Origin of the sequence: Acinetobacter sp. C15 (assembly GCF_013420645.1) — a bacterium.
Lineage (GTDB): Bacteria > Pseudomonadota > Gammaproteobacteria > Pseudomonadales > Moraxellaceae > Acinetobacter > Acinetobacter indicus.
Window position 1 is genome coordinate 81,943 of sequence record NZ_VOXR01000006.1, and the last position, 19,244, is coordinate 101,186.

General features: G+C 47.0%; 17 protein-coding genes and 1 tRNA gene. 7 read left to right on the top strand and 11 right to left on the bottom strand.

Annotation, left to right across the window (positions count from 1 at the left end; translation table 11 throughout):
- Positions 1–11: 11 nt before the first annotated feature.
- From nuoH to ndhC, 7 genes are all read right to left on the bottom strand, one after another.
- A complete protein-coding gene (gene nuoH / locus FTT63_RS04135) occupies positions 12–1,013 on the bottom strand; it encodes an NADH-quinone oxidoreductase subunit NuoH (RefSeq protein ID WP_005179637.1) in 1,002 nt (333 codons plus the stop codon).
- Between the two features lie 3 nt (positions 1,014–1,016).
- The gene (gene nuoG, locus FTT63_RS04140) at positions 1,017–3,695 is read right to left on the bottom strand and encodes an NADH-quinone oxidoreductase subunit NuoG (RefSeq protein WP_104487501.1); all 2,679 of its coding nucleotides are present in this window, start codon (positions 3,693–3,695) and stop codon (positions 1,017–1,019) included.
- Positions 3,696–3,706: 11 nt separating this feature from the next.
- Positions 3,707–5,038, bottom strand: coding sequence for an NADH-quinone oxidoreductase subunit NuoF (gene nuoF, locus FTT63_RS04145; RefSeq protein ID WP_005179643.1), 1,332 nt, complete (start codon positions 5,036–5,038; stop codon positions 3,707–3,709).
- A complete protein-coding gene (nuoE, locus tag FTT63_RS04150) occupies positions 5,035–5,544 on the bottom strand; it encodes an NADH-quinone oxidoreductase subunit NuoE (RefSeq protein WP_005179645.1) in 510 nt (169 codons plus the stop codon). The genes nuoF and nuoE overlap by 4 nt, the downstream gene beginning before the upstream one ends.
- 14 nt (positions 5,545–5,558) lie before the next feature.
- Positions 5,559–7,346: an NADH-quinone oxidoreductase subunit C/D gene (nuoC, locus tag FTT63_RS04155; RefSeq protein ID WP_005179647.1), complete on the bottom strand. Its 1,788-nt coding sequence runs from the start codon at positions 7,344–7,346 to the stop codon at positions 5,559–5,561.
- 87 nt (positions 7,347–7,433) lie between these two features.
- Positions 7,434–8,111, bottom strand: a complete 678-nt coding sequence (locus FTT63_RS04160) for an NADH-quinone oxidoreductase subunit B family protein (RefSeq protein WP_005179652.1) — start codon at positions 8,109–8,111, stop codon at positions 7,434–7,436.
- 6 nt (positions 8,112–8,117) lie between these two features.
- Entirely contained in the window at positions 8,118–8,663 is a 546-nt protein-coding gene (ndhC, locus tag FTT63_RS04165; protein ID WP_005179655.1) for an NADH-quinone oxidoreductase subunit A, read from the bottom strand.
- Positions 8,664–9,133: 470 nt separating this feature from the next.
- On the opposite strand from ndhC, the gene FTT63_RS04170 reads away from it, so the two are divergent.
- Positions 9,134–9,490, top strand: a complete 357-nt coding sequence (locus FTT63_RS04170; RefSeq protein WP_104505625.1) for a hypothetical protein — start codon at positions 9,134–9,136, stop codon at positions 9,488–9,490.
- 36 nt (positions 9,491–9,526) lie between these two features.
- On the opposite strand, the gene FTT63_RS04175 is transcribed toward FTT63_RS04170, so the two are convergent.
- The gene (locus tag FTT63_RS04175) at positions 9,527–10,435 is read right to left on the bottom strand and encodes a farnesyl diphosphate synthase (RefSeq protein WP_180192010.1); all 909 of its coding nucleotides are present in this window, start codon (positions 10,433–10,435) and stop codon (positions 9,527–9,529) included.
- 208 nt (positions 10,436–10,643) lie between these two features.
- Positions 10,644–11,834 (bottom strand): 2-methylaconitate cis-trans isomerase PrpF, encoded by a 1,191-nt coding sequence (gene prpF / locus FTT63_RS04180; protein ID WP_160242898.1) that lies wholly within the window; start codon positions 11,832–11,834, stop codon positions 10,644–10,646.
- Positions 11,835–12,162: 328 nt separating this feature from the next.
- Here prpF and FTT63_RS04185 point away from each other — a divergent pair, with 328 nt between their 5' ends.
- Together FTT63_RS04185 and FTT63_RS04190 are read left to right on the top strand one after the other, a co-directional pair.
- The gene (locus tag FTT63_RS04185) at positions 12,163–13,518 is read left to right on the top strand and encodes an amino acid permease (protein ID WP_034597873.1); all 1,356 of its coding nucleotides are present in this window, start codon (positions 12,163–12,165) and stop codon (positions 13,516–13,518) included.
- Positions 13,519–13,603: 85 nt separating this feature from the next.
- A tRNA-Arg gene (locus FTT63_RS04190) sits at positions 13,604–13,679 on the top strand.
- A gap of 105 nt (positions 13,680–13,784) precedes the next feature.
- Here FTT63_RS04190 and FTT63_RS04195 read toward each other — a convergent pair.
- Together FTT63_RS04195 and FTT63_RS04200 are read right to left on the bottom strand one after the other, a co-directional pair.
- On the bottom strand, positions 13,785–14,561 hold the full coding sequence (locus tag FTT63_RS04195) for an IclR family transcriptional regulator (protein ID WP_163141385.1): 777 nt from the start codon (positions 14,559–14,561) through the stop codon (positions 13,785–13,787).
- A gap of 62 nt (positions 14,562–14,623) precedes the next feature.
- Positions 14,624–15,691: an RNA-guided endonuclease TnpB family protein gene (locus tag FTT63_RS04200; RefSeq protein ID WP_180192011.1), complete on the bottom strand. Its 1,068-nt coding sequence runs from the start codon at positions 15,689–15,691 to the stop codon at positions 14,624–14,626.
- Between the two features lie 296 nt (positions 15,692–15,987).
- On the opposite strand from FTT63_RS04200, the gene fahA reads away from it, so the two are divergent.
- The 4 genes from fahA to FTT63_RS04220 are packed head-to-tail and all read left to right on the top strand — an operon-like array spanning position 15,988 to position 19,244.
- Positions 15,988–17,298 (top strand): fumarylacetoacetase, encoded by a 1,311-nt coding sequence (fahA, locus tag FTT63_RS04205; protein ID WP_180192012.1) that lies wholly within the window; start codon positions 15,988–15,990, stop codon positions 17,296–17,298.
- Positions 17,285–17,923: a maleylacetoacetate isomerase gene (gene maiA / locus FTT63_RS04210; RefSeq protein ID WP_104472661.1), complete on the top strand. Its 639-nt coding sequence runs from the start codon at positions 17,285–17,287 to the stop codon at positions 17,921–17,923. The genes fahA and maiA overlap by 14 nt, the downstream gene beginning before the upstream one ends.
- A gap of 25 nt (positions 17,924–17,948) precedes the next feature.
- Entirely contained in the window at positions 17,949–18,524 is a 576-nt protein-coding gene (locus FTT63_RS04215; RefSeq protein ID WP_005179677.1) for a VOC family protein, read from the top strand.
- 18 nt (positions 18,525–18,542) lie between these two features.
- Positions 18,543–19,244 (top strand): CoA transferase subunit A, encoded by a 702-nt coding sequence (locus tag FTT63_RS04220; RefSeq protein ID WP_180192013.1) that lies wholly within the window; start codon positions 18,543–18,545, stop codon positions 19,242–19,244.

Here is a 19,244-nt window from a genome sequence, read left to right on the forward strand (position 1 = left end):
TCTCCCTGCCCTTACCACAAGATAACCGCGCCAGTAACCAGCAGGTTCACCAACGCTAATGGCAAGCAAATTTTCCAGCCAAAGTTCATTACCTGGTCATAACGTGGACGCATTAAAGAACCACGTGCCAGAACGAACATCATTACAAAGAATGCTGTTTTGATAATGAACCAGAATGCTGGAGGTAAGAAATCAAGTCCGAATGGCGCTAACCAGCCACCGAAGAATAACGTCACGATCAGCGCAGAGATCAGCACCACGTTGACGTATTCCGCAACGAAGAACATCCCCCATTTCATACCGCCGTATTCAACGTGATAACCCTCTGCCAATTCCTGTTCTGCTTCTGGTTGGTCAAACGGGTGACGGTGCGTTACCGCAACACCTGCAACCACGAAAATCAAGAAGCCCAAGAACTGAGGAATTACAAACCAGACATCTTGTTGTGCTTCTACAATTTCACGCATGTTGAATGAGCCGGCAATTGCCACCACACCCATCAGGGAAATACCCAGGAACACTTCATAAGAAATGGTTTGCGCTGCAGAACGTAGACCACCCAGCAATGCATATTTGTTATTTGATGACCAGCCACCAAACAGAACCGCATAGACTGCAATACCCGCCATTGCCATAAAGAACAGCAGGCCGATGCTCATGTCTGCCACACCTAAATACGGTGATACAGGAATAACCATGAACGACAGTACCGCAGTTGCCATTGCAACTGCAGGTGCCATACGGAAAGTCAGCTTGTCAGCGAATTTTGGTGTCCAGTCTTCTTTGAACATGATTTTCAGCATGTCGGCGACAATCTGGAACATACCGCCCGGACCTACACGGTTCGGACCGTAACGGTCTTGCCATAAACCGAGCAGACGACGCTCGATAAATGACATTAATGCTGCAACCAGTACCACAACCAGCAAGATCACAATCGCTTGAATGACTGAATAGGCAATTGGCCAGTTCTCAGCCCAAAGCGGTGTTTGACGCATTAATTCTTGTTCCATGAATTATACTCCTACCGCGACTGACACAGGCTCAGCAAGAGATACCGTCGGTGCTAGACCAATTGGGTAACCAATATAACCTGTAGGTAAATATTCAATCACTTGAACTGGAAGAACAATTGAAGTCTCGCCTGCTTTCACAGTGATCTTCTGACCATCTTTCAGGTTCAAACGGCTTGCATCCTGTTCACCCACGGCAAACATGGCTTCAGGAATACGTGATTCCATCGCTGGTGTTTTAATGGTGAATTCACCTGACGCAAAAATATGATGCATTGGCACCAAACGGAAACTGTCCGGATTGGCCAATACAGGGCTTGGTGCTACGAAGCTACGTGCTGGACGTTTTGGTAAACGGTCGAATAAACGTACGCCTGAATCACCACCTTTTAAGTGACCGCCCACGTTGTCCTGGAATTTGTTCCAAGCCTGTGGCGAGTTCCAGCCTGCAGACCACGCAAATGGCACCAGTGCAGATGGCGTCTGATTACCGACATAACCTTCCATCGAGAAAGTTAATGCAGAATCGACATCGGTCGGCTGTTTTGGTTCGTGAATCGAAAGCGGTGCACGAATGGCAGTACGGCCTGAGTAACGACGTGGTTCACGTGCCACTTTCAGACCATGGACACGGAAGCCCGCATCTGGTGCAACGTCTAAAATACCTTCTAATGCCGGTACGTTTTTCGCTACAGACTCGATCACATCATCCAGCAAGGTCCATGAAATCGCTTTACCTTTCATGCCAGTTTCAAGGGCATGTAACCAGCGCCAAGATTCTTTAATCGCCAGTTCCGGCTTGTAGTAGCTTGGGTCATACACTTGATAGAAACGCTGTGCACGGCCTTCTTGCGATACCACAGTACCATCACCTTCAGCGAAGCTTGCTGCTGAAAGTACGATGTCTGCTTTCGCCACAGTCGCAGTTTCAGAGTGGTCCAGCACAATAATGTCTTTACCTGCAAGTGCAGCATCGACCTGAGCCGCTGGTAAACGACGGTAAAGGTCATTTTCCACCACAATCACAGTGTCATAGTCTTGTGCAAAGGCTTGCTCCAAGCTTTGACCACCAAAGATCGCCAAGCCCATTGAGTTCACTTCAGGAACAGTCAATGTTAAGCCTGCATTACCAAGATTCTGCGCCACTTGAGCCGCCGCTTCCATAATCGCAGCGTCTTGTAAGCTTGTACCAGAGATGATTAAAGGCTTCTTCGCCGCTTTTAAGGTATCTGCGATGGTTTGCGCAAATGCTTTGGCATCGTCATCTAAACCGGTAATCACTTCGCCTTTTACGCCAGCGGCAATCGCAAAGCCTAAACGCGCGATGTCATTTGGAGATGCAACCACTTCACCAGTTGCTACATCTGCTAGACGGGTTTGTGTTGCAGCCAGAATGTAAATCGGAGATTTCGCATCTTGCGCAATACGTTGTACCGGTTCAGCCAGCCATTCTTGAGTACGACGCTCTGCCGCCATTTCTTTGGCTTTGTTTTTCGCCGCTTGACGAACAGATAAAGCCATACGTGGTGCAGTTTGTGTCAGGTCTTCACCCAGAATTAACACGGCGTCATAGCTTTCAATTTCACGCATACCCGGGTTGTAAACACCTTCGGTTTGCATGATTGATGCCGCCAGTTCCACTAGGCTTTGCTCTTTTTGCGACATACCGGTTGAGTAGTTGTCCTGACCAACCAGTTCGCGCAGTGCAAAGTTCGATTCAAGCGAGGCACGTGGTGAGCCAACACCCAGCACTTTTTTGCCTTGAAGATTCTCAATCACGGTGTCTAATGCCTGATCGACAGACACAGTCGTGACATTTTGACCATCACGGAATTGTGGCTGACGCGGACGATCTTCACGGTTTACATAACCGGTACCGAAACGGCCTTTGTCACACAGGAAGTACTGGTTCACTTCACCGTTGAAACGGTTTTCTACACGACGCAGTTCACCATAACGCTCACCTGGAGAAATGTTACAGCCTGAAGAACAGCCTTGGCATACGCTAGGCGCATACTGCATGTCCCACTTACGGTTGTAGCGCGCAGAGTGAGTTTTGTCGGTGAATACACCTGTTGGGCAGACTTCAGTCAGGTTACCCGAGAATTCAGATTCTAAAGTCCCTGATTCTGGACGACCGAAGTACACACGTGATGCGTTGGCATACACGCCAAAGTCGGTACCGCCAGCATAGTCTTTGTAGTAACGCACACAACGGTAACAGGCGATACAGCGGTTCATCTCGTGCGCAATAAACGAACCCAGTTCCTGGTTGTAATGCGTACGCTTGGTGAAACGGTAACGACGACGGTCGTGTTGCGTCATTACAGTCATATCCTGTAAATGACAGTGACCACCTTCTTCACAGACCGGACAGTCGTGCGGGTGGTTGGTCATCAAGAATTCAACAACAGAAGCTCGGAAATCTTTTGCTTCTTTGTCTTCAATCGAGATGTAGGTATTGTCAGCAGCAGGCGTCATACATGACATGACCAGACGACCACGCGTATCTTCAGGATTCGCGTATTGCGTCACAGCACATTGACGGCAAGAACCGACAGAACCTAAGGATGGATGCCAACAAAAATATGGGATGTCGATGCCAAGGCTTAAACAAGCTTGCAGCAAGTTTTCTGAGCCGTTGACTTCATACGATTTTCCATCGACATGAATTGTAGCCATAGTCGAATTCCTTAAGCTTGTTCTACGTTGCTGGTCTGAGCTGCGGCATTCACCACTTTCGCTTCAAACTCGCCACGGAAATATTTGAGTGCGCCCATTAACGGTTCCATCGCACCTGGTGCGTGTGCACAGAAAGTTTTACCAATCCAAAGCTTACGGGTCAGTTCCTGTAAGTGATCGATGTCTTCTTTCGTACCCGTACCATCTTCGAGTGCTTTCAGTGCCTTCACCGCCCACGGTAAACCATCACGGCAAGGTGTACACCAGCCACATGATTCACGCGCAAAGAATTCTTCTAAGTTACGGGTTGCTGAAACCATACATTGGGTTTCATCGACCACCATCAGCAGACAGGTACCTAAACGTGAACCCGCTTTCATGATGCTTTCTGCATCCATTGGCAGGTCAATGTGCTCAGCAGCCAGGAAGTCTGTTGATGCACCACCCGGCAACCATGCTTTCAGCTTCAGGCCGTCACGCATACCACCGGCATGTTCTTCAATCACTTCACGTGCAGTGGTACCAAAAGGCAGTTCCCAAAGACCCGGGAATTTCACCTTACCTGATGCACCGTAAATTTTCGTACCTGGATCTTTCGATTTACCCGCAGACAGGTTGATGTACCACTCAGGACCACGTAACAAAATAGCTGGCAAGTTGTTGTAGGTTTCTACGTTGTTGACAATCGTAGGACGACCCCACGCCCCTGCAACTTGCGGGAATGGCGGTTTGGTACGCGGATTGGCACGGCGACCTTCCAGCGAGTTAATCAGTGCGGTTTCTTCACCACAGATATAACGGCCCGCGCCGGTGTGTACATACAGCTCGAAGTTCCAGCCAGAACCCAGGATGTTGTCGCCCAGGTAACCTTTGGCACGAATCTGCTCAATTGCTTCATTTAAGTATTGTGCAGCTTCGATGTACTCACCACGGATAAAGATATAGCCGTGAGTCGCTTCCAGTGTATATGCCGCAATCAGCATACCTTCAATCAATTGATGTGGAAGTTTTTCCATCAACAAACGGTCTTTGAAGGTACCCGGTTCCATTTCGTCGGCATTACAGATCAGGTAACGTGGACCTGAATTGTCATTTGGCGCCATCAGCGACCATTTGATGCCTGCCGGGAAGCCTGCACCACCACGACCTTTAACGGTTGCAGCTTTCACCACATCCAGCACTTCAGCCGGTGTCATGCTAATGGCTTTTTTGAAGCCGGCATAACCATCAAGCGCTTCGTAATCATCTGCATTACGAACATGCTCTTGTTTACTCAAACGCCAAGTTAATGGATGAGTTTCTGGGTTACCGTCGCCATAAATTGGTTTTGGTTCGGTATTCATACATACTTCTCCAATAACTGTTTAATTGATGTCACTTCAACCAGACCGTGAGTATCTTCATCAATCATTAACGTTGGACCTTTGTCACAGTTGCCCAGACAGCAGATTGGCAGCAAAGTGAAACGACCATCTGCAGTCGTTTGACCAAACTGAATACCAAGCTCGCGCTGGAACGCTTCTGCCAAAGTTTCCGCCCCCATCAAGAAGCACGCGATAGAGTCACACAAAAGAATAACGTGACGACCTACCGGTTGACGGTAAATACGGTTATAGAACGTTGCTACCCCTTCTAAATCAGCAACACTGATTGAAAGCAGTTGAGCAATCGCATTGAGCTGTGCGTCATCAATCCAGCCATTACGGCGTTGTACACACTTCAGCGCATCCAGAGATGCTGCACGTGGGTACGGATAGTGACCAATGTGATGTTCGATTTCGTGGATTTCATCCGCAGTTAAAATCCCTTCAACATTCACACGTGGCTTTTTATCAGTCAAAATCATCATAATGCGTTTACCCCTTAGCGATCCACGTCAGCCATTACGACATCAATTGTCGCTAAATAAATAATCAAGTCAGAGACCAGACTGCCGTTAATCACCGAAGGAATTTGCTGTAAGTGCGTGAAGGTTGGTGTACGGATACGGGTACGATAACTCATGGTTGACTTGTCTGAAGTCAAGTAGTAGTTCGACGCCCCTTTCACCACTTCTGCCATTACAGATGCTTCACCTGCCGGCATGACAGGCCCCCAAGACACGCTCAAGAAGTGCGTAATCAGGGTTTCAATATCTTGTAATGTCTTGTCTTTTGGTGGTGGAACAGCCAGAGGATGATCCGCTTTATATGGACCAGATGGCATGTTATCCAAGCACTGCTTGATGATTTTTAAAGACTGTTCGATTTCGCGGTAGTGAACGATGACACGTGCATAGGCATCGCCTTCATACTCCACCGGCACTTCGAAGTCATAGTTTTCATAGCCGCTGTATGGACGGTATTTACGTACGTCAAAGTCAATACCTGTGGCACGTAAACCGGTACCTGTCACACCCCAGGCCAATGCAGATTTTGCATCGTACTGCGCTACATTGCGGGTACGGCCTTCAAACACCGAGTTTTTCAGCGCTGCAGTATGGTATTCCTTCAGACGTTTTGGCATCCACTCCAGAATCTCGCGGATCAGGTGCTGCCAGTTGTTTGGAAGGTCATGCGCGGTACCGCCAATACGGAACCAGGCTGGGTGCATACGGTAACCGGTGATCGCTTCAATCGCGTCATAAATCTTCTGACGGTCGGCGAACATATAGAATACTGGGGTCATACCGCCGGCATCCTGAATTGCTGTACCGATATAAAGCAAGTGGTTATTGATACGGAACAGTTCCGACATCATCACACGGATACATTGTGCACGCTCTGGCACCTGAATACCGGCCAGCTGCTCCACACCCATCACATACGGCATGTTTTGCGCACAACCACCGAGGTAGTCGACACGGTCGGTATACGGAATGAATGAGTGCCAGGTTTGACGCTCAGCCATTTTTTCCACACCACGGTGGTGGTAGCCGATGTCGGGTACACAGTCTTTTACTTCTTCACCATCCAGCTGCAAGATGACACGGAACGCACCGTGCGCAGATGGGTGGTTAGGACCTAAGTTCAGGAACATGAAGTCTTCGTCTTCGTTACCACGGGTCAGACCCCAGTCTTCCGGTACAAAACGTAAGTGTTCCTGTTCAAAATCCTGCTTGGCCTGGTTCTGCATATACGGGGTATATTCAGTGGCACGTGCAGAATATTCCTTGCGCAGCGGGTGACCTTCCCAATAGGTTGGCAGCAAGATACGACGGAGCATTGGATGCCCTTCGAAGTTAATGCCGAACATATCGTAAGCTTCACGCTCGTACCAGTTGGCATTTGGCCAGATATTGGTCGCAGTCGGAATATTCAGATCGTTCTCATTTAGCGCAACTTTGACACGGATATCGCTGTTACGTTCTAACGACAACAGGTGATAGAACACGGTAAAGTCAGATGCAGGCAATCCGTCGCGGTGCGTACGTAAACGCTCATCTACCGCAGACAGGTCAAACAGCATCACGTATGGACGTGACACTGTACGCAAGAACATCAAGACTTCTTGTACGCGTGCGCGCTCAACCCAGACCGTTGGAAAATCTTCAAAAGTCGTTTGCACATAGAAGTTCTCACCAAATTTGGTTTTGAGCTCTTCTACAATTGCAAATGCTGGGCGGGAATCAACTGCTGTTGATTCTGGCATAGCAATGTCAGTTTCAGCCATTGGCTTGGCTTCCTATTTAATACAAATTCAGTCAACCTAAACGACAACTACACCCATAACGGGTGCACCACGATTTTGTCGCTTAAATTATTTAATTTCATCCATAGAGCGCAGGTTTTTCACCGCAATACGCTGTGCTTGCTTACGGTCACGTTCTGGCATCATCTTTGGCTTATACACTGGCTTAAGATCATCACCAATCACCGCAGACAGCGGACGGCGCTCTAATTGAATTTGGTCTTGCAACAACATTAATGCCTGAATTAAGGCTTCAGGACGTGGTGGGCAACCTGGGATATACACATCGACAGGAATGATTTTATCCACACCTTGTACAACCGAATAAATATCGTACATACCGCCTGAGTTTGCACATGCACCCATTGAGATGACCCATTTTGGCTCAAGCATTTGCTCGTACAAACGCTGGATTACTGGGGCCATTTTCACGAAACAGGTACCGGCGACAATCATGAGGTCGGCCTGACGAGGTGAAGCACGAATAACCTCGGCACCAAAACGTGACAAGTCATGCACGCCGGTTAAAGTCGTTGCATACTCTACGTAGCAGCAAGATGTACCAAAGTTAAACGGCCAAACTGAGTTCTTACGCCCCCAGTTTACTGCTGTATGTGCCAAGTCTTCTAAACGAGTCATGAACACATTTTTATTCACTTCTTCTTCAAGCGGATCTGTAACGATCTGGCGCTCCTGAAGTGGATATTGATCAGCATCCGGATTCGCACGGGTTAAGGTATATTTCATCCCGAGTTACTCCTTATCAGATGATATAGCCTGTGATTTTTTCACATGACCAGCAGATTGAGCAGGAATTTGACCAGTAGGGTCGATTACCAGCTCTTCAATTGAGTTAAAGCGGGTAATTTCTGCAAGATCCATATTTGGTGAACCGATTTTAGGTTTAATCCCTGCAGCTTTACGTTTGTCAGATGGAGCCCAGTTCAGTGCACCGGTTGACAGTTCGTAAATCAAACCAACGAGTAAAACTAAAATAAATACAGCAGCAGTTGCAAAACCAACCCAGCCTACTTCACGAACAGAAGCTGCCCATGCGTAGAGATAGAGGGCTTCTAAGTCGAACACAACGAAGAAAATCGCAACTAAATAGAACTTGGCAGACAAGCGAATGCGTGCACCACCTGCACTCACAACACCTGACTCAAACTGCTCCTGCTTGGCACGGCCCCATGATTTACCCCCTAGGAGTAACGGGACAGTGAGCATAAAGACGCATAAAAATGTAACGCCGATCACGAAGGCAATAATTGCCCATTCGTATGGAGTAATGGCACTCATGCGGGGATAACTCCTGGCAGGCCTATTTATTAACAAAGAATGTATGTATTGGCCTTCAAATACACCAAACACAAAATTAATCCCGCCAATTGTACCTGATTTATGATTTCACTTGCTAGCTTATAAGCCTTAGTCTTTCGGATGATTTTTCCGCGAAACAAATGCCAGAGCACCATTCTGTTGGCCCCTACAGGCCATAATCGTTTTACTAAATCAAGATGTGTTTATTTATTAATTTTTCCAAAATTTTGCATGAGTCGCTGCTATTGATCACTAAATTTGCAATGGCCAATCCTGCCAGCCGTATTCGGCTTCATTTACACCGAATTGAAATGATGATCCTATTCTGCGCCTGAACGCCGGCGTGATTTGTATATTTTTGCAATTTAAAGCGCTTAAGGCTTCATCAATCTGAAGGCTTATGGTATTCCTAAGAAGAACTATAAATTTCAATAATAAGGAGTACATACATGAGCTTAAAATTTACCCATCATCCTGAGTACTTTCTCTTTGCCCAGCTAATTATGCGTCATATTGAAAATTATATTGAGAAACATCCAGACGCGAACAATGCCATTTTCGATTTACGTGATATTTACGAGCTGTTCCGTCAGGACAAAGCCTCAGCCAGTATTAACCTCGATGGTATTTTAAATATTGCTGATGAGTACACGGTGGATACCCTGGACGGTGACCAGAAACTGATTAGCCGTTACAATATTGATGCCAAAGACAATAAGCTGCTGTTTGACTTTAATCAGGCTGCACTGGAAGGCCTTAAGAAAGGCAAAGCCCTGATTGCTCCGGATGCCAAAATCCAGGAATAAAACAAAAAAGCGTGTTTTGACAACACGCTTTTTTAATTAACTTTTACGTTGCCATAAAAATTGTGAAATGGCTCTTAATGCGGCGGCATCTTCAGCAAAATAGTCTAGCGCCTGCAAAGCCTGATCATGCAAATCTGTGGCATAAGCCTGTGCCTGCTCCAGCCCCATCAATGCCGGATAGGTCGATTTCTCCATCTGTTCATCCTTCCCGGCAGTTTTGCCTAACACTTCAGTATCAGAAATAATATCCAGAATATCATCCTGGACCTGGAAGGCCAGACCAATCACCTGCCCATATTCGCGCAGTTGTGGAATCGCGCGATCGGTACCCTCAAAAATCGCTACTGCAGCCATCATAATCGCCGCAGAAATTAAAGCGCCGGTTTTATTGCGATGAATCGTTTCTAACGCAGCCTGATCAACCTGCTTGCCTTCGGCCTGCAAATCCAGCACCTGTCCGCATACCATCTTGGAAGACGCGGTCGCCAGAATCTGCATCTGCTTTAGCACAATTGCCGCATCTACCGCCGCACCCTGATCAAACAAACGGCTGCCCAATACCTCAAAGGCCATTGACTGTAAAATATCGCCAGCCAACAGTGCCGTATCTTCACCAAAAGCAGCATGACAGGTCGGCTGGCCACGGCGCAGCAAATCATTGTCCATACAAGGCAAATCATCATGCGCCAGCGAATAGCAGTGAATCAGCTCAATCGCCACCGCCGCACGGCGCACTGCCGCCATATTGGTATTCGGTTTTAAGGCTGCTGTGGCATAACACAAGGCTGGACGCACACGTTTTCCACCCAGCATTACTGCATGATAGACCGCCCCTTTTAAAGGCTCAGGAATGGCAAAAGCGTCTAAGGCCGTCAATAAATCTTGTTGGATACGTTGTTGCGCTTCAGTCAACACGGTTACAGGGACGTCAGTGAGAGATGACACATTTGCCTCGAATTGGTTGTTCTATAAGATTGTTAGCCGTCACTGGCCAACCCCCTGTCCGCATTGTACCTCTAATTTAAGTTTTTTTAAGCCTTAACTACAGACAAGCGGATATTTCAGTTTTTTCAGCTTTCGATCTCAATCCATAAAAAACGCCCCTATTGAACATAGAGGCGAATTCATTAATTCAGGCAAAATCAAGTCAGCGTTATTCCAGCACCTCGGCCGGTACACGTACCCAGCCTTCCATCAGCACCCGCGCACTACGGCTCATCACCGCTTTTTTCACCTGCCACTGACCGTTTTCCTGCACCGCTTGCGCGCCGACGCGTAAAGTCCCAGAAGGATGACCAAAACGCACCGCTTCACGCTCGCCACCACCAGCAGCCAGATTCACCAAGCTCCCCGGCACGGCAGCGGCTGTCCCAATGGCCACCGCAGCAGTGCCCATCATGGCATGGTGCAGTTTACCCATCGACAAGGCACGCACCAGCAAATCGACATCTTCAGCCTGAATATTTTTACCACTTGATGCGGTATAGCTCTGTGGACGCGCGACAAAAGCAATTTTCGGGGTATGCTGACGTTTTGCCGCTTCCGCTACATCATCAATCAAGCCCATCTGCTTGGCCCCATAGGCCCGGATTTTTTCAAAACGCGCCAGCGCCTCCGGATTACTATTAATGTCATCCTGCAATTCGGTACCGCTATAGCCAATTTCATCGGCATTTAAAAAGATGGTCGGAATACCGGCATTAATAAAAGTCGCCTGAAAAGTCCCGACATCTGGTACCACAAAGGTATCCACCACATTGCCAGTCGGAAACATGGCCCCGCCCTCTTCGCCATCATCGGCCGGATCTAAAAATTCAATTTGTACTTCTGCTGCCGGAAAAGTCACACCATCCAGCTCAAAATCACCGGTTTCCTGCACCTGACCATTGGTGATTGGCACATGCGCGATAATGGTTTTCTGAATATTTTTCTGCCAGATGCGTACGGTACACAGACCGTTTTCCGGAATTTTATCGGCATCCACTAGCCCCTGACTGATGGCAAAAGCACCCACCGCAGCAGTCAGGTTGCCACAGTTACCGCTCCAGTCCACAAAAGGCTGATCAATTGCCACCTGACCAAATAGATAATCGACATCATGCTCCGGCTGGCTGCTTTTGGCCAGAATCACGGTTTTACTGGTACTGGAAGTGGCGCCGCCCATGCCATCAATCTGCTTGCCATAAGGGTCCGGGCTGCCAATGACCCGTAGCAGTAGCTGATCACGAATTTTTCCAGGCACTTGCGCTTCGACTGGTAAGTCATCTAATTTGAAAAAGACACCTTTACTAGTACCGCCACGCATATAGGTGGCTGCAATTTTAATTTGTGGAGCGCAGCGCATTCTTATCTAATCCTTTGATTTTTCGTTGTATTACATAATCTAAAGCAAGGTTTTTGCTTGCTTTAAATGATAACGTCTTTTGCTTAAAAAATCAGGCGAACTGGACTTAAGTATAAAATTTACCCAAATCTTGGGCTGTAGACTTGAAATTTTCAAGCCTAAAAAAATATAGCCAATAAAATTAATATCTTGATTCAATTATTGTTTCAACAAAATGACCATTTTTCGATTTTATGAGCTGTTCTGAAGCGACTGGTGATCTACTAGGCTAATTTGCAACTATCTATTACAATCGAGCCACTTATTATACATTGTCGGGCTGAACACTTTGAACAACGAGTCTTCTCAACTTCAGCGTGGCTTAAAGAACCGTCATATCCAACTCATCGCCATGGGCGGCGCGATTGGTACTGGCTTATTCTTAGGTTCCGCTCAAGTCATCCAATCCGCAGGTCCCTCTATTATTTTAGGCTATGCGATTGGGGGTTTGATTGCATTTTTAATTATGCGCCAACTGGGCGAAATGATTGTTCATGAACCGGTTGCAGGTTCTTTCAGCCATTTTGCTTATCGCTATTGGGGGAAATTCCCTGGCTTCCTGGCCGGCTGGAATTACTGGATTTTATATATTCTGGTCGCCATGACCGAACTCACCGCTGTCGCCAAATATATTAACTACTGGTGGCCGCATATTCCGGCCTGGTCCTCGGTCCTGTTTTTCTTTATTGTCATTACCCTGATCAACCTCGGCAATGTAAAATTTTATGGGGAATCAGAATTCTGGCTGGCAATTATTAAAGTGGCCGCAGTAGTATCGATGATCATTTTTGGTCTGTACCTCCTGTTGACCGCAGATGCCAACTCGACTGCTTCATTTAGCAACCTCTGGAGCCATGGCGGATTCTTCCCGCACGGCTTTGAAGGCTTATTCTTCATGCTGGCCTTCCTGATGTTTGCCTTTGGCGGGATCGAGCTAATTGGTATGGCAGCAGCAGAAGCGCAGGATCCGAAAAAGACCATTCCCAAAGCCATCAATCAGGTGGTGTTCCGTATCCTGATTTTCTATGTTGGTTCATTGACGATTTTACTGTCGTTAGTGCCATGGAATCAGCTGGAACTGGGCGGTCTGGATAAAAGCCCATTCGTGATGATCTTTAGCCAGTTAGGCATTGGCTGGGCGGCACATCTGCTGAACTTTATTATTTTAACGGCGGCGCTGTCGGTTTATAACAGTGGTATGTATGCCAATAGCCGGATGCTGTTCGGTCTGGCCCAACAAGGCAATGCGCCAAAAGTATTCCTGAAAGTGAACAAGCAAGGCGTGCCAATTCCTGCGGTGCTGTTCTCTGCCCTGCTGATTTTTGGCTGTGTATTGTTGAACTACTTTGTACCGGAAGATGCTTTAAGCCACCTGATTTATATTGTGGTCGGTGCCTTGGTACTGAACTGGGCCATGATTACCCTGACTCACCTGAAGTTTATTCAGGCCATGAAAAACTCAGGTCAAACCACCTCTTTCCCTGCACTGTGGTCACCTGTGGGTAACGTGATTGTGCTGCTGTTTATTGCCACCATCCTGTACATTATGTGGACCCAAGGCTTTAGCGAATCGGTGTATATGATTCCGGTCTGGATTGTGCTGATGTGGGGTCTGTTTAAATTGCTAAAACAAAAAAACAGCTAAGTTATTTTTACTGACAAAAGAAAAAGTTATTACTTCGGTAATAACTTTTTTTTCAGCTTTTTTTCAGCTAAATTAAGGGCGTTTTGTGCCCTTAGCTTAACTGGATAGAGCAGTTGCCTCCTAAGCGACCGGCGTGGGTTCGAGTCCCGCAGGGCACACCATCGTATCTATAAAAAAGGAAGGCGCATCTCCTTCCTTTTTTATCTTCAGCACTTCACCGAGATGAAGCAACTCGCGTAGCTGCCTTGGCGAATTCCCCCACCATTTTAAATCGGCTGTAACTGTGCGCTTAAACGTGCTGCCATCTCTCTTAAATACTGGATTTTTGGATGCTGCATATCCAGCGGCAAATCCGAAGCAGTGCCCAACACCGAAATCGCATATTCAATTTCATGGTGCTGATTTAATACCGGCACACAAATCGCATGAATTCCGGCCAGCAAATCGCCTGCGACCGTGGCCACACCTTCACTTAGAATCTGCTGTTTTAAAGTTAAAAATTCATCCCAGTTCTGCGGATAGACCACTTTCTGCTGTGCCTGATGCTGCTGCCATTCTTTTTCCAGCAAAGGTCGCACCAATGCTTCCGGCATAAACGCAGCATAAGCCCGGCCGGTGGCCGAATTCAGCATCGGCATGATCGAACCGACACGGGTAATTACCGAAACTGGCTGATTCGGCTCCAGCCACTGTACAATCAGTGGGCCTTGCATCGTCCATTTGCTAATCTGCAATCCACAATCCAAATGCCGGTGCAGTTCATTAATCTGTGCCTGTGCCGCCTGCAGACTGTCACTGCGCTGGATACAGCTCAGACCAAAACGATAAGCCTGATCGCCCAGTGCATAACGACCATCTTCCAGCTGCTTGGCATAATTCATACGTACCAGACTGACCATATAACGGTGCACCTTGGCCGGATGCATGGCCAGTTTTTCAGATAAATCTTTGAGCATGACCGGATGACGATAGGTCATCAGCGCATCCAGCACGGTTAAACCCACCTCTAAAGATTGCACGCCCACCTGATTCTTTTCTGACATAAGAATTTTACTCTCCTGTAAACACCGAGCATTTTAGCGTGCTGTTCTGATTTTTGACATCCTCACCCACCTGAAAGGAGGGAGATTCCTACTGCTAGACGCTTATGCCCAAGCGCAAGTATGTTCTTGGCGGAGTTTAAATCGCGTTGATTTACACTTCCGCATTCACATTCCCATACTCTTATTCGCAAATCTGCTCTATCTTTCGGACTGCTTGCGGTGATTGCACCGCAGCTCGAACAGGTTTGGGTTGTGAATCTCTCGTTGACTTCCTCAAACATGCCCCCTGCGTTCTCGCATTTATACTTGAGCATGGTTTTGAGTGCTGAAAATCCTGTATCTAAAACAGATTTCGCCATTTTAGTTTTTACAAGTTTGTTCGCACTTAGATCACCAACGACAATCAGTGCATTGTCTTTCACCAGCTGGGTGCTAGCCTTGTGCAAATGGTCTTTACGACAGTTTGCAATCTTGGCGTGTAATGCACGGACACGCTTTTTATTTCTCGCTCTCTGAGCAATACCGAGCTTTTGCTCGTATTTTCGATAGAACTTGGGATTACTGATGACTGTACCATCTGAACAAGTAGCAATATCTTTTAAGCCTAGATCAATGCCCACGGCTTTTGTGGCGGTAGGTTTGTCTTGTTTGGGTGAATCAACCACTAAGCAGACATACCAACGTCCACGACTATCCTCTACAAATGAGCCTGTTTTAATGCTGTATTTCGATAATCCGTAACTATCCCATAGCTTAAATTGATGCTTGTCATACTGAACGTATCCATCGGCGTATTTAATAGCGACCTTTTTAAAGGGTATCCAACCCAGTGATCTTCTTGCTGATTTCTTATTACTGACACGCCATCTCAATTTTGATTTTTTGAACTGTTTTCTGCGAGTGACCAATTCTTCTGTTACAGCCTGAATGGTTTGGCTATGAAGATTACATTCCTTTGATGCGCCTTTCGTGTATTTAGCAATATCGTATGCTGAAAAGAATTGTTGTTTGCGCTGTAGGTGTTTGAAACACAAATCATTGACATAGTTCCAGACAAAATTAACTTCAGATGCCAATTGGTCTAGCACCTTACAATGTTTGTCTTTTATACGTAATTTAAGTGTTTTCATGGGCTTATATTAGCTCATATTAGGCTTGAAATATTGTTCTTTAGCAATTAAACGACATTTCATGTCGTGTCGCTTATATCTCTGACCTGAAAGACAGAGGTTTACGCTCCATTTGATAAATGCATCTCTGCAGAATTCTTTTATTTACATTTTTACGATATTCGTAATTTAATTAACTATTGCGTAATTAATAAAAATGAGTATGATGAGATTTATGACAAAAATCAAGTGATCCAGATCACTCCCCCAGATCGAAAACACTGGACCGTTTTCATCGAGATATGCAGGAACCCCATATGACTCAGCAAGCATTTGTAGACGTTGCAGCACATTCAGATTTCCCGATTCAGAACCTGCCGTATGGCGTATTTAGCGAAAGCCCAACGGGCCATCGCCGTATTGGGGTGGCCTTAGGTGAATGGGTGGTGGATTTGGCCATGCTGGAAGCGAACGGTTTTCTCAGCATTCAGGCCGGCGAAAGTTATTTTAATCAGCCGACCTTGAATAAATTTATTGAATCGGGTCAACACAACTGGCGCAAAATCCGTCAGGAATTACAAAGCCTGCTGTCTGCCGACAACCCGACATTACGTGACAATGACAGTTTACGTGCACAGGCTTTCTTCGCTCAGGCAGAAGTGCATATGCATCTGCCGGTACATATTCCGGGCTATACCGATTTCTATTCATCTAAAGAACATGCCACCAATGTCGGCTGCATGTTCCGCGATCCAAAAAATGCGCTATTACCGAACTGGTCAGAATTACCGGTCGGTTATAATGGCCGCGCCAGTTCTGTGGTGGTGAGTGGTACACCGGTGGTACGCCCATCTGGCCAGATCAAGTTACCAAATGCCGAACGTCCAATTTTCTCGGCTTGCCGTAAACTCGATTTTGAACTGGAAACCGGCTTTATTGTTGGCAAACCCAACAAACTGGGTGAACCAATCTCAATTGAGAATGCTTGGGAGCATATTTTTGGCATGGTGCTGTTCAATGACTGGTCAGCACGTGATATCCAGCAATGGGAATATGTGCCTTTAGGGCCGTTTAATGCCAAGACCTTTGCTTCATCCATTTCACCATGGATTGTGACCATGGAGGCGCTGGAACCGTTTAAAACCCGTACCCCGGTGCAAGAGCCACGTCCCCTGGCCTATTTACGTGAAGAACAGGTCGATAACAGCTATGACATCCATTTGTCGGTTGAGCTCAAAGCCGCACAATCGGAACAGAGCGATGTGATCTGCCAGACCAACTTTAAATATATGTACTGGTCGATGGCACAGCAACTGACCCATCACACTGTTTCAGGCTGTAATGTTCAGGTTGGCGATTTAATGGGTTCCGGCACCATTTCTGGTCCAACGCCGGATTCTTATGGCTCCTTGCTGGAACTGACCTGGAACACCAGCAAACCGTTAATTTTGGCCAACGGTCAACAGCGCGGCTTCCTGGAAGATGGCGACACGCTGATCATGAAAGGTTACTGTGAAAAAGATGGCCTGCGTATTGGCTTTGGTGAAGTCAGCGGCACCGTCTTGCCTGCAGTGCAATTTAACTTTGCCACAGATGAAGTGCAGGATGCTGCCCATGAAACTGTATAGTTATTTTCGCAGTTCAGCTGCTTACCGGGTGCGGATTGCGCTGAACTTGAAGGGATTAAAAGCTGAGATTATTCCGGTACATTTGCTAAACAATGGCGGTGAACAGCATCAGCCTGCCTATCGTCAAATCAACCCAAGCGGCCTGATTCCGGCCTGGGTGGAGGATGATTTTCAGCTGAGCCAGTCGCTGAGCATTCTGGAATATCTACAAGAAAAATATCCGCAGCCAGCCCTGTTACCGGCCGATCTACAGCAACGCGCCAAAATCCGTGCTTTTTGCCAGAGCATTGCCTGCGATATTCATCCGATTAACAACCTGCGTGTGCTGCAATATTTAAGCGGCACGCTGCAACTCAGCGATGAACAGAAAACAGCGTGGTATCAGCATTGGGTGACTTTGGGCTTTCAGAGTCTGGAAGCACAATTGACCGATTCCAATGGCCGTTTCTGTTTTGGCGACCAGCCCACTTTTGCAGACTGCTGCCTGATTCCACAGGTCTATAACGCCCAGCGCTTTCATGTCGATTTAACCGACTTTCCAAAAATTGCCGCGATTTATAGCCATTGTTTCACTCTGCCTTCATTTCAACAGGCCGCACCCGAAGCACAGGCAGATGCCGCTTAAGATTCATCAATAAGGATATTGAACCATGACCATTCAAATTGAAAAAATTCACCACGTTGCCTATCGCTGTAAAGATGCCAAAGAAACCGTCGAGTGGTACAAAAAAAACCTGAATATGGACTTTATTCTGGCTTTTGCCGAAGACTATGTACCATCGACCAAAGCCTTTGACCCATACATGCATTTATTCCTGGATGCCGGCAATGGCAATGTACTGGCCTTTTTTGAACTGCCGACCCAGCCAGAAATGGGCCGTGATGAAAACACCCCGAAATGGGTGCAGCATATTGCCCTGAAAGTGAAAGACCGCGCTGCACTGCTCGAAGCCAAAGCGCATCTGGAAGCCAATGGTGTCGAGGTTTTAGGCGTGACCAATCATGGCATTTTCCATTCAATTTACTTTTTTGATCCGAATGGCCATCGTCTGGAACTGGCCTACGATGATGAAGCTGCGCCAGAAAAAATCGCCCTGATTACCGAAGACATGAAGCATGAAATGCTGGAGCAATGGAGCAAAACCAAACGCGCGCCGCATCATACCCATTTCCTGCATGCCTCCGAGTTAGACAACAACGCTGGCAGTGCCAAAGTCGACAGCTAAACAAGCAGGTTAAAACAGATGAATAAAGTAGTAGCAACTGCTGAGCTGGCGTTGGCCGATGTGGTGGCCGATCATCAAACGCTCGCGGTAGGTGGTTTTGGCCTCTGTGGCATTCCTGAAGCCTTAATTGAAGCGCTAAAAAATACCGGAGTGACTGGACTGACCTGTATTTCCAACAATGCTGGGGTCGATGATTTTGGTTTGGGCAAACTGCTACAGACCAAACAGATTAAAAAGATGGTCTCCTCCTATGTTGGTGAAAATAAGGAATTTGAACGCCAGTATTTAAGTGGTGAACTGGAAGTGGAACTAACCCCTCAAGGCACACTGGCAGAAAAATTACGTGCTGGCGGCGCGGGGATTCCGGCATTTTATACACAAACCGGGGTCGGCACGCTGATTGCCGAAGGCAAAGAAGTTCGTGAATTTGAAGGAAAATCCTATATTCTGGAACACGCCTTAACTGCCGATGTTGCATTAATTAAAGCTTACAAGGCAGATAAAGCCGGAAATTTAATATTCCGCAAAACTGCCCGTAACTTTAATCCTGAATGTGCCATGGCCGGCAAATTTACCATTGCGAAAGTCGAGCAGATTGTGGAAATCGGCGAGCTGGACCCGGACGAGATCCATCTGCCTGGAATTTATATCAACCGTGTGGTACTGAACAGCACACCCGAAAAACGGATTGAACAGATGACCTTAAAGGCGGAGGCTTAA